The organism is Leifsonia sp. McL0627, assembly GCF_058244615.1.
Map to the genome: position 1 here is coordinate 483,732 of NZ_JBZCGM010000002.1, position 10,934 is coordinate 494,665.

Genomic DNA, 10,934 nt, shown 5'->3' on the forward strand with positions numbered 1-10,934 from the left:
TTAGGGCATGGTTCAGCGCGTTCTGGTCTTTTGCGGGATGGTTCGGCCGGGTGAGGCTGATGGCATGAACACTCGAACACGAATCGCCCTCCGCGCTGCGGCGGTGTCCGTCGCAGCAGCCGCCGTCCTCACCGGCTGCCAGGTGTCGCTCGCGTCGGCTGCGCCGGCCACCTCCGCATCGTCACAGTCCGCACTCACTGGTGCGTCCGCTTCCGCCGCCACCACCCGCGCGTTCGCCGCCCTCGAACGCGAGCACGCCGCCCAGCTCGGCGTCACGGCGATCGACACGGGAAATGGCCGCACGGTCGGCTATCGCGCGGGCGAGCGATTCCCTTTCGCGTCGTCGAACAAGACATTCATCGCCGCCGCCACCCTGCAGCGCGCGACCGCCGCCGACCTCGACACGGTCGTCCATTACACCCGGGCCGACCTGCTGGCATACGCACCGATCACGAGCCGGTTCGTCGACACCGGCATGACCGTGCGCGAACTGCTGGATGCGATGCTCCGCTTCAGCGACAACACCGCCGCCAACCTGCTGGTCGCCCGGCTCGGCGGCCCGGACGCCGTCGAACAGTGGATGCGCGGCATCGGCGACCGCGTCACCAACGTCGACCGCGTCGAACCCGACCTCAACGCAGCCGTCCCCGGCGACCCGCGCGACACGACGACGCCCGCCCAGTTCGCGTCCGACCTCCGCTCGGTGGTGCTCGGCACGACGTTGGAGACCGCTGACCGCACGCTGCTGCGCAACACGATGCTCGACAACACGACGGGCGACGACACCATCCGGGCAGGCGTCGCGCCGGAGTGGCCGGTCGCCGACAAGACGGGGACCGGCGAGTACGGGGTGCGTGACGACATCGCGGTGGTCTACCCGGCGGGTCGTGCCCCGATCGTCGTGGTGGTGCTGACGCGGAAGAGCACGCCGGACGCCACACCGGACAACGCGCTGATCGCCGCGGCGACGAAGGTCGCGGTGGGGGCGCTGGGGCGCTGACGGAACGGGGTCACCGGCGCAGCTGGTGACCCCAGCGACTCACCTCGCGCGGGTGAGACGCATCTCCTCCTGAATGCGCCGATCCAGCTCGTCGAGCTCGGCCATGAGGTCGGTGGCGACCCAGACCCTGTCGCGCTTCCTCCCGGTGATCTCCCGGATGATCCCTGCAGCGGCGAGCCGGTCGAGGGCCTTGTAGGTCTGCACCGCCCCCGAACCGGACAGCCGCTCGACCTCGGCAGCACCCATCACCGGATGGTCGTAGAACGCCGGGATGAGGTTCGCCACCGCCGATCCCTGGCGTCCGTCCAGGTCGTCACGCCAATCATCGGTGAGCGCGGAGATGCTGTCGATGGAGACGCGCGCCTCAACCGCTGCGATCCGCGTCGCCGTCACAATGAGGCGGATCATGTCGGCCGGATCGCCCCCGCGGTATGCGGTGAGCGCGTCGAAGTAGTCGTCGCGGCGGGCGAGGATCCCGCTCGCAAGCGGGATGACCGCGTTCCGTGTGACGCCGCGGCGGCGCAGCACCGCACTGATCAGCGCGCGGCCGATGCGGCCGTTGCCGTCGGTGAACGGATGGATCGACTCGAACTGGGCGTGCGCGATGGATGCCTGCATCAGCACCGGCACGTCGTCGCGGTTCAGGTAGGCGACCAGATCGTCGAGCAGCTCCGGGATGCGCTCGGGTGCGGGAGGAACGTGCAGGGCGCCTCGCGGCGAATGGTCGCTTCCTCCCACCCAGTTCTGCATGTCGCGCACCCGACCCGCGTAGAGCGCTTCGTGAGGGTCGTCCACCATCAGGGCGCTGTGCGCCGCGAGTATCCCGGCGAGCGTGATCGTCCCGGTCTCCCCTGCGTCCCGCACCAGTGCGTGCAGGGCAGTGGAGGCGGCGACCATGCTCGTCGCGCTCGTGTTGCCTTTCCCCCCGGCGAGCGCTCGCGCGAAGTCCTCCGCCGACGCGTTGATCCTCTCGATCTTCGACGACGCCACCGACTCGGTGCGCATCAGGAAGCGGGACATCGCTTCGCTGTGGCCCGCCGCCACGGTGTCGGTCACGGCCACGGCCAGCAGGGCGCTCTCGCTGTCGCGCACGAGTTCCAACGACGGGTCGTAGTCGAGTTCGGCGATGTTCGGCGGGATGGTCGCAGTGAGCTCGGTGAACATCCGGTCCTCGCGGGAACCGCCCCTCTGCGCCTGGCGCCAAGGAAACACCTCACTGCCGTGCGCGGGCCATGCGTCCATAAACCGTAATACCGTTCCCGTTATTATGCTTTAGCACCATTAAAGCATAATAACGAGCCCGTTATTATGCTTTACCGCCCGTCACTCCCCCAGCAATCCGCGGATGTCCTCCGCGCCGAGGGTCGCGCCGAACGCGCCACCAGGGTCGTCCATCAGCGCGTCGAAGAGACGGGCCTTCCGGTCTTTCAGCGCCATGACCTTGTCTTCGATGGTGTCGTCGGCGATCATCCGGTAGACCATCACGTTGGAGCGCTGGCCGATGCGGTGGGTCCGGTCGATCGCCTGCGACTCGGCGGCCGGGTTCCACCACGGGTCGAGCAGGAAGACGTAGTCGGCTTCGGTCAGGTTCAGCCCGAAGCCGCCCGCTTTGAGGCTGATCAGGAACGCGGGGGCGTCGCCGTCGCGGAAGGCGTCGATGACCTCGCCGCGCCGCCGCGTCGACCCGTCGAGGTATGCGTACGCGATGCCTCGTTCTTCCAGCCGCGCGGCGACCCTGCGAAGGAGGCTGGTGAACTGACTGAAGATCAGGGCGCGGTGGCCTCCGGCGACCACGTCGTCGAGTTCCTCCAGCAGCACGTCGATCTTCGCCGACGGGATGCCCGCGTACTGCTCGTCGACCAGGGAGGCGTCGAGCGCCATCATCCGCAGCAGCGTGAGCGAACGGAACACGATGAACCGGTTGCGGTCGAGATCGTCGACCAGCCCGAGGATCTTCTGCCGCTCGCGCTGCAGCACCAGGTCGTAGAGCTTGCGGTGCCGCGGTGCCAGCTCGACGCGCAGCACCTGCTCCTGCTTCGGCGGCAGCTCGGAGACCACGGCCTCTTTCGTCCTCCGCAGCATGAGGGGCCGCACGCGCTGCCGCAACCGCAGGAGCAGGTCTGGTCTGTCGCCCTCCGCGAGCGGCTTGAGGTATCTGTCCGTGAACGCGGAGCGGGGTGGGAGCAGGCCGGGGGAGACGACGCGGAAGATGGACCACACGTCGAGGAGGTCGTTCTCCATCGGGGTGCCGGTGATCGCCAGCTTGAACGGGACGCGCAGATCGCGGGCGGCCTCGTGCGCCTTCGCCCGGTGGTTCTTGATGAGCTGCGCCTCGTCCAGGATCAGCCCCGCCCACTCCTCACCCTGGTAGCGCGCGGCGTCGAGCCGGAACAGCGCGTAGGAGGTGACCACCACGTCTGCTCCTCCGGCGATGTCCCGGAGCGTGCGGCGGCTCGCCGCCTGCGTCGCCGTGACGGCACGAACGGTCAGCCCCGGCGCGAACCGGGAGGCCTCCGACAGCCAGTTGGGCACGACCGACGTCGGCACCACCACCAGGAAGGGAGGCGCATCCGGGTTGGTGGTGCGGGCGTGGGCGATCAGCGCGAGGGTCTGGAGCGTCTTGCCGAGGCCCATGTCGTCGGCGAGGACCCCGCCGAGGCCGTGCTCCCAGAGGAACGCCAGCCAGCGGAAGCCGTCGACCTGATACGGCCGCAGCGTGGCCTGGATCGTGTCCGGTACGGGGAGGTCGTCCAGGGACTCGCCGTCGCGGATGGCCCGCAGCCCGTCGGCCGTCCGCCGCCACGAATCGGCCTGGTGCGCCTCGTCGCCGAGCTCGACGAACTCGGACCAGAGGCTCGCCTGGTACCGGCTGATCCTGAGCGAGCCCGGCTCCCACTCGTCGAGCGATTTCGCCTCGTCGATCAGTGCGCGCAACTCGTCGAAGATCGGCTGCTGCAGCGAGAGGTACGACTTGTCGACCAGCAACAGCTTCGGCCGCCCCTGCGACAGCGCCTTGTAGAGCGGGGTGAACGGGATCGTGCGCCCCTCCACAGTGACCAGCACGCCCAGGTCGAACCAGTCGCGCTTGTCGGTCTCCATCGTGGTCACGACGAGTCTCGGTGCCTCGACCAGCTCCCGGTAGTCCGGCCGGGAGCCGACGATGTCCACGCGCAGGTCCGTCCTCCGCTCGAGGGCGGGAAGGAGCGTGGCGGAGAATTCGGCAGCGTCGAGACCACTGAGCTCGGCGGCGTGCGGCCGGTGCCCAAGGGCGTCGGCGATCCCGCCGGGCACCGGATGCGCATCCAGTGGCTCGCTGCCGGTCGCGGAGAGCCACGCCCAGTCGAGGTCGAGCCGGTCGTTCGCCCCGAACGTCACGGTGAGCACGAGCACGGGCGGCAGAATCTCGGGGAACGTCACCGACGAATCCGTGCTCACCACCTCGACGACGCTCTGCAGCCGCGGGTAGTACATCCCGAGGAATTCGGCCGTCTCGTCCGGCGGCACCTGGATGGTGTCGTCGGCGACGAGCAGCCGACGCTGCTCAGCGGTCAGCGGCCCTGCCGTGCGCGCCAGGGTGAAGGCGGGCTCCGGTTCGAGGGTCCAGAGGTAGATTCCGTGGTCGCCGATGGCCCCGGCCGTCGACGCCGGATGCGCCACGTCGTCGACCACGGCGATAGTCCGCAGGCGGAGACCGCCGTCCGGCCTCGTGTCCGCGTCGACCGCGATGCGGGCACCGCGCGTCACCGTCACGTTCGTCTCGCGTTTGCCCGTGACGAGGGAGACCCCCAGCCGTTCGGCCTCGTCGAGCAGCGGCCAGAGCAGCGGCCCGGTGAACTCGTCGAGGAACAGCCAGTCCGCCTCCCCGGGCACATACACATCGCGTCCAGCCCGATGCAGCGCAGCGAACTGCCCGAACCAGGTGTGCTGGGCGGGATCGAGCGCCAGCCTGTTGAGCAGGTGCGGCAGCGACGACCAGGTCAGCGAACCACGCACCCAGTTGCCGGTCTTGCTGAGCACGACGGGGCGCACCCCCAGGCGCAGGAGCGCGTTCGCGCGGCCACCGGCGGTCGCCGCGCTCGCGGTGTGCGACTTCGGCGCATCCCACCGGCCAGTGGATGCGCGCACCCGCTCCCGCAGCTCGAACTGCAACCCCATCGCGGTCGCGCCGACCGGTGTCGCCACCACGGGACGTGTGAGACCGGAGACACTCGCCTTCCACCCGGCAGAGATGGGGGTGTCGGACATGGACTCAGCCTCTCACGGGCGGGTGACAGGCGAGGTCGCCGGGCCGGGTATTGTCCGGCGGCCCTATGCGGGTCTAGCCTTCGCGTGTGAGCACCGAGGCCTATCAGGCTGACGTGGCCGGTCTGGCGCAGATACTGATGGAACTGGATGTCGCCGAGCGGGTCGCATTCGAAACACCAGACACCGCACCGTTCGACGGCGTCGACATCGTCGTGCACGTCGACAACCAGGACGCACGCGCAGCCATCGCGGTGCAGCAGCTCCTGCAGTTGAGCTTGGATGCCGCAGCGCTCGCGGTCGCGACGCTCGACCCAGAGCGGTTCCGAGCGGAGGAGTGGGAACGGCAGGACGACATCGGCCGGGTCGAGCTGACGATCGTCGACCTGGGGAACGGGTCGTTCTTCGCAAGGTTCTCCGTCAACCCTGGGTCGAAAGCGGGAAGGAATCGCCTCCTCGCGATCCTGAGCTTCGCAGCCATCGGCGCTGCACTCCTTTTTCCGCCATCCGCCCTTTTCACTGGACCGATCATCGCGGCGCTGGCAGCTCTGAACGCGATCCTCACTCCCGACGATGTGCCACAGGGCCGTCGCTACGAGCCATACACGGTCGACGCGAACGACATCCCCGACCCCACGTCCGTACTACTCGCCATCGAAGGGTCCAACTCGTTCATGCTCGTCATCGACGGCGCGACGGAGAACGTCGTCAACTTCGTGCAGGAACTGCGGAGGCTTCCCTGGGTGGGAGACCAGGCCTGGCTGGATTCGTCGGGCGGTGAGCAGCCCACCGGCGCCGACCTGGTGCGGGTGAGGCCGGTGTCCGTGCCCCTCGTCCGGGATGTGCGAGACGTCGCAGACTTCACCGGCGTGCGGGTCGTCGACCCTCCGCTTTAGCGACGCGCCCGTTTCAGGCCAGTCGCCGTCTCCGCACCGTGACGATGATCCCGATCACGGCGACGAGCACACCGAGCGCGACAACGGCCAGGCCGATCTCCACAGCGGTGTAGTCGGGCATGAACGCGCGCTGTGTGTACTGGGTGTACACGTGAACGGGGAGCGTCGGCATGGAGGCCCGGAAGATGGCCTGATCGGCCGCACCCTTCGCGGCGAGAGCACCGATGACACCGGCGATCGCCGTCGTCACTCCGAGCACCAGCAGCAACATGGCGGGAATCCGCTCACGGCCGCCGAAGCGGGCGCTGGACGGGTGCGGCGCATCGGTCATGAACCTGACGATAGGGGATCAGCGCCAGGGAAGGGAAGGTCACCGCCGCGACAGCACCGTCTCCTCCGCCACCCGCGTCAGCTTCTGCGGGTTGCGGACGAAGTACAGGCCGACGATCCTGCCGTCAGCGACTTGCGCCGTGAGTACGCCGTCCAGCTCCCCGCCGACACTGAGCAGCAGGGCCGGGTTGCCGTTGACCGTCGTCGCCTCCCCGGTCACGACCGCGCCGGTCTTGCTGATGGCGCCCGTGATGAAGCGCACCACCTTGTCCGCGCCCAGGATCGGGCGGAGCGCCGCCTGCTTCACGCCGCCGCCGTCGCTGAGGAGCACGACGTCGGGGGCGAGCACCGCGAGGACCGCCTGCGCGTTCCCTGTCTCGACGCCGACCCTGAACGCTTCGAGCGCTTCACGCGCCTCGTCGGCCGTGACGGTGACGCGGGGGCGCCGCGCCTCGACGTGCCCGCGGGCGCGGTGGGCGATTTGTCGCACAGCTGCCGGCGTCCGCTCCACGGCGGCGGCGATCTCGTCGAAGCTGAACCCGAACACCTCCCGCAGCACGAAGACGACCCGCTCGGTCGGCCCGAGGGTCTCCAGCACCACCATCAGCGCCATCGAGACGCTCTCGGCGAGTTCGACGTCCTCCGCCACATCCGGTGTCGTCAGCAACGGCTCCGGAAGCCACGGCCCGACATACGACTCACGGCGACGCTGCACGGTGCGCAGCCGGTTGAGCGCCTGCCTGGTCGTGATCCGCACCAAGTATGCGCGCTCGTCGCGCACGTTCGTCCTGTCCACCTTCACCCAACGCAGCCAGGTCTCCTGCAGCACGTCCTCCGCGTCGGCAGCGGAGCCGAGCATCTCGTAGGCGACCGTGAACAGGAGGTTGCGGTGGGCGACGAAGAACTCCGTCGCATCGTCCGGCGCGTCGTCGCTCACTTCCGTCCCCCTCCGCCGGACGCAGCGAGCGCGCCCGACTCTGCGAGCATACGACGACGCTCCTTGTCACCGAAGGAGGCGGGCAGCCGCGTGATCCCCGGTCGCTTGGCCTCGAGCGTGAGCTGTTCGACCGTGCCCCAGCAGACCAGCGCCTTGACCTTCGCCCCTGCACGCCCGGAGATGAATGCGCGCGTCGCCGTGTCGTTCCTGTGCTCGAACTGGAAGATGCCGCTGCCGCGTCCCAGGCTGATGCACAGGCCGACGAAGCCCATCGAGAGGGGCGTCGGCTGCTCCCCCGCGATGCGGCGCAGCACGGTGTCGGCCGCGTGGCCGCCCAGCGGACCGGCCGCCTGACAGCTCATCCGCAGCGGAACGCCGGAAGGTGCGGCCGAGTCCCCGGCCGCCACGATCCGGTCGTCGTCGACACTCGTCAGCGTCTCGTCGGTGACGAGCCTGCCGAGCGCATCGGTGGTCAGCCCGCTGCGCCGTGCCAGCTCCGGCACGCCGAACCCGGCCGCCCAGATCGTCACCGCACTCGGGATGCTCCTGCCGTCGGCCAGCTCCACCGCATCCGGGGTCACGGCGGTCACCCGCGAGCCGGGGCCGTCCTCCACGGTCACGCCGAGCGCCGCCAGCCGTTCGGCGACCACACGGCGAGCGCGCGGGTGCAGCGACGGACCGAGCTGACCCGCGCAGAACAGGACGACGCGTCGACCGGTCTCGGCGAGCTCCGCGGCGGTCTCGATGCCGAGCGGGCCGCCACCGACCACGCCGACGCTCGCGCTCGCTTCGGTGGCGGCCAGCGCATCCCGCAGCTGTTGCGCGTCGTCGAGGTCGGCGATGGGATGCGCGAACTCGGTGACCCCCGGCACGCCGACCGCGGCGCGGCCGCTGCCCGGCGCGTAGACCAGGTAGTCGTAGTCGAGCGTGGCTCCGGAGGCGAGCAGTACGGTCCTGGCGCTTGTGTCGATGCGCTCCACGGTGTCCACCACGAGCCGGATGCGGTCGGCGAGCACCTTCTCGAAGTCGACGACCGCGTCGTCCGAACCTCCCGCCAGCTGGTGCAGCCTGATCCGCTCTACGAACACGGGGCGCGCGTTCACGATGGTCACGTCCACGTCGTCGTTTCCGGTGAGCCGGTTCGCCGCCGTCACGCCGGCGTATCCACCGCCGATGACGACGACCCGGGTGTGCTGAGCCATGAGATCTCCTTCATTCGATCGCTACACCCCTGAGACACCGGCCAGGCCGCCCGTGTGACAGCGCTGCGGAACAATCGAGTCGGGACTTATGTACGCCTGCACCCGGCGTGTCGCGTGCATAAGTCCCGACTCGATTGCTTGGGGGCGGGGTCGGGGGTGGGTGGGAGGATGTGGGGGTGCTGGTTGATGAGCTGGTCAAGACGTCGGAAGCGGTCGCATCCACTCGGTCGCGGCTGGCGAAAGTGGATGCGCTGGCGGGGCTGCTCGCGCAGCTCGCGCCGGAGGAGATCGCGACGGCGGTCGGGCTGCTCGTCGGCAAGCCGCGTCAGGGCAGGGTCGGCGTCGGCTGGCGCGGACTGTCCGCCGCGATGGGATCGCCCGCCGCCGAGCCCAGCCTCACTGTCGACGACGTGGATGCGCTGATCGACCGGCTCGCCGCGCTGTCCGGTGCGGGGTCGGCCGGGGACCGCACCCGCGAACTGCGGGAGTTCACCGAACGCGCGACGACGCAGGAACAAGACTTCATCGCGCGAGCGCTGCTCGGCGAGATGCGCACCGGAGCGTTGGAGGGCGTGCTCACCGACGCCATCGCACGCGCCGCAGACCGCCCGGGCGACGCGGTTCGGCGCGCCGCCATGCTGACCGGAGACCTCGGCGAGACGGCACGGCTCGCGCTGACCGGCACCGCCGCCGAACTCGACGCGGTCGGCCTGCAGGTCGGCCGCCCGGTGCAGCCGATGCTCGCTGCGACGGCGGCGAGCGCATCGGCGGCGCTCGCGACGACCGGGGAGGCGTCGGTCGAGTACAAGCTCGACGGGGCGCGCATCCAGGTGCACCGGCTCGGCGACGAAGTGCGCGTGTTCACCAGGAACCTCGCCGACATCACCCGGCGCGTGCCGGAGGTGGTGGAGGTGGTCCGTTCGATGCCGGTGCGCGACGTCATCCTCGACGGCGAGACGCTGTCGCTCGATGAGGACGGCGCACCGCGGCCGTTCCAGGAGACGATGTCACGGTTCGGCGCTGAGGCGGCACGCGAGGTGGTGCTGCATCCCTGGTTCTTCGACGTGCTGCACGTCGACGGCCGCGACCTCCTGGACGAACCGCTGTCGACGCGCAGAGCGGAACTGGAGCGGATCGCGGGCGAGCACCGCATCCCTGGCGAGGTCACCGACGACCCGGCGGTCGCTGAGCGCATTGCACAGGATGCGCTGGCCGCCGGGCAGGAAGGCGTGGTCGTGAAGGCGATCGACTCTCCATACGCCGCGGGCCGACGCGGATCGTCCTGGATCAAGGTCAAGCCTGTGCACACCTACGACCTGGTGGTGCTGGCCTGCGAATGGGGCTCCGGCCGCCGACAGGGCTGGCTCTCGAACCTCCATCTCGGCGCGCTCGACCCGGCCGGCGAGTTCGGCGAGCCGGGCGGGTATGTGATGGTCGGCAAGACGTTCAAAGGCCTCACCGACGAGATCCTGAAATGGCAGACGGAGCACTTCCAGCAGATCGAGGTGCGCCGCACGACCGGGACGGTGTGGGTGACGCCGACGACGGTGGTCGAGATCGCGATCGACGGGGTCCAGCGGTCCAGCCGGTATCCGGGCGGGATCGCACTCCGCTTCGCGCGGGTGAAGCGGTACCGCGACGACAAGGACGCCGCGGAGGCGGACACGATCCAGGCGCTGCGCGGGGTGCTGCGGGAGTAGGCGGGGCTGCTGCGGGAGTAGGCGGGCCTGCTGCGGGAGTAGGCGGGCCGCTCGGCGTAGCTCAGAAGTCCTCTCGGCCCTCCGCCTCCACATCCAGTGTCTTCTCGTCGTCCGCCCACGCGGCGAGCACCAGATCGAGCTGGCGCCGCACCCACTCCGGCGGCAGTGGACCGTCCGCGTCGAGGCGGGCAAGGCGGTGTGCGCGTTCTGTCGAGGTTCCGGTGAGATCGTCCATGATCGTTCCCTTCCGACACCGATTGTCCTCCACCGGATGCGCGACGGGAACAGTCAGAGCATGATGGCGGCATGAGCGAGTGGATCTACTTCCTTCATCCCCCGCGCGACGACTTCGCCGCCACCATGACCGACGCGGAGAAGGAGGCGTGGGCCAGGCACTGGGCGCGGCTGCAGCGCGAGTTCGCGGCGGGTCGCGTGATCCTGGTGGGGCCGACGCTCGGGCACAAGAACACGGGGATCTGTGTGTTCGAAGCGGACGACGAGGCGGCGGCGCAGGCGTTCATGGAGGAAGACCCGGCGATCGCGGGAGGGTTCGCGCGCGGAGAGCTGCGGGGGTTCCGGGTGACGTTGCTGCGCGGGGCGTGAGCGTCGGCCCTTCTGTGGTAATGT

The 10,934-nt window shown here is 69.6% G+C and carries 10 protein-coding genes; 4 read left to right on the top strand and 6 right to left on the bottom strand.

Annotated elements, in window-relative coordinates; translation table 11 throughout:
* Positions 1–64: 64 nt before the first annotated feature.
* Complete coding sequence (gene bla / locus AC37TH_RS02765; RefSeq protein WP_490762827.1) at positions 65–1,000, top strand: class A beta-lactamase; 936 nt, start codon at positions 65–67, stop codon at positions 998–1,000.
* A 39-nt stretch (positions 1,001–1,039) separates the two neighbouring features.
* Here the strand turns inward: bla and AC37TH_RS02770 are convergent, their stop codons facing one another.
* Positions 1,040–2,164, bottom strand: coding sequence for a Fic family protein (locus AC37TH_RS02770; protein ID WP_490762828.1), 1,125 nt, complete (start codon positions 2,162–2,164; stop codon positions 1,040–1,042).
* Positions 2,165–2,323: 159 nt separating this feature from the next.
* Positions 2,324–5,245, bottom strand: coding sequence for a DEAD/DEAH box helicase (locus AC37TH_RS02775; RefSeq protein WP_490762829.1), 2,922 nt, complete (start codon positions 5,243–5,245; stop codon positions 2,324–2,326).
* Positions 5,246–5,331: 86 nt separating this feature from the next.
* On the opposite strand from AC37TH_RS02775, the gene AC37TH_RS02780 reads away from it, so the two are divergent.
* The gene (locus tag AC37TH_RS02780) at positions 5,332–6,138 is read left to right on the top strand and encodes a hypothetical protein (RefSeq protein WP_490762830.1); all 807 of its coding nucleotides are present in this window, start codon (positions 5,332–5,334) and stop codon (positions 6,136–6,138) included.
* Between the two features lie 13 nt (positions 6,139–6,151).
* On the opposite strand, the gene AC37TH_RS02785 is transcribed toward AC37TH_RS02780, so the two are convergent.
* From AC37TH_RS02785 to AC37TH_RS02795, 3 genes are read right to left on the bottom strand one after another with little or no spacing between them, the layout of a single operon-like run.
* Positions 6,152–6,469, bottom strand: coding sequence for a hypothetical protein (locus AC37TH_RS02785; protein WP_490762831.1), 318 nt, complete (start codon positions 6,467–6,469; stop codon positions 6,152–6,154).
* A gap of 39 nt (positions 6,470–6,508) precedes the next feature.
* Positions 6,509–7,405, bottom strand: a complete 897-nt coding sequence (locus tag AC37TH_RS02790) for an RNA polymerase sigma-70 factor (RefSeq protein ID WP_490762832.1) — start codon at positions 7,403–7,405, stop codon at positions 6,509–6,511.
* Complete coding sequence (locus AC37TH_RS02795) at positions 7,402–8,607, bottom strand: NAD(P)/FAD-dependent oxidoreductase (protein WP_490762833.1); 1,206 nt, start codon at positions 8,605–8,607, stop codon at positions 7,402–7,404. Before AC37TH_RS02795 ends, AC37TH_RS02790 begins: the two co-directional genes overlap by 4 nt.
* A 176-nt stretch (positions 8,608–8,783) precedes the next feature.
* On the opposite strand from AC37TH_RS02795, the gene AC37TH_RS02800 reads away from it, so the two are divergent.
* Positions 8,784–10,307 (top strand): ATP-dependent DNA ligase, encoded by a 1,524-nt coding sequence (locus AC37TH_RS02800; RefSeq protein WP_490762834.1) that lies wholly within the window; start codon positions 8,784–8,786, stop codon positions 10,305–10,307.
* 61 nt (positions 10,308–10,368) lie between these two features.
* Here the strand turns inward: AC37TH_RS02800 and AC37TH_RS02805 are convergent, their stop codons facing one another.
* The gene (locus AC37TH_RS02805) at positions 10,369–10,542 is read right to left on the bottom strand and encodes a hypothetical protein (RefSeq protein WP_490762835.1); all 174 of its coding nucleotides are present in this window, start codon (positions 10,540–10,542) and stop codon (positions 10,369–10,371) included.
* Between the two features lie 71 nt (positions 10,543–10,613).
* On the opposite strand from AC37TH_RS02805, the gene AC37TH_RS02810 reads away from it, so the two are divergent.
* Positions 10,614–10,910 (top strand): YciI family protein, encoded by a 297-nt coding sequence (locus AC37TH_RS02810; protein ID WP_490762836.1) that lies wholly within the window; start codon positions 10,614–10,616, stop codon positions 10,908–10,910.
* Positions 10,911–10,934: the final 24 nt, after the last annotated feature.

Bases quoted from the DNA above. Each gene is read 5' to 3' on its own strand.
- bla (WP_490762827.1), top strand. From the start codon at position 65: ATGAACACTCGAACACGAATCGCCCTCCGCGCTGCGGCGGTGTCCGTC.
- AC37TH_RS02805 (WP_490762835.1), bottom strand. From the start codon at position 10,542: ATGGACGATCTCACCGGAACCTCGACAGAACGCGCACACCGCCTTGCC.
- AC37TH_RS02785 (WP_490762831.1), bottom strand. From the start codon at position 6,469: ATGACCGATGCGCCGCACCCGTCCAGCGCCCGCTTCGGCGGCCGTGAG.
- AC37TH_RS02770 (WP_490762828.1), bottom strand. From the start codon at position 2,164: ATGTTCACCGAGCTCACTGCGACCATCCCGCCGAACATCGCCGAACTC.
- AC37TH_RS02795 (WP_490762833.1), bottom strand. From the start codon at position 8,607: ATGGCTCAGCACACCCGGGTCGTCGTCATCGGCGGTGGATACGCCGGC.
- AC37TH_RS02810 (WP_490762836.1), top strand. From the start codon at position 10,614: ATGAGCGAGTGGATCTACTTCCTTCATCCCCCGCGCGACGACTTCGCC.
- AC37TH_RS02775 (WP_490762829.1), bottom strand. From the start codon at position 5,245: ATGTCCGACACCCCCATCTCTGCCGGGTGGAAGGCGAGTGTCTCCGGT.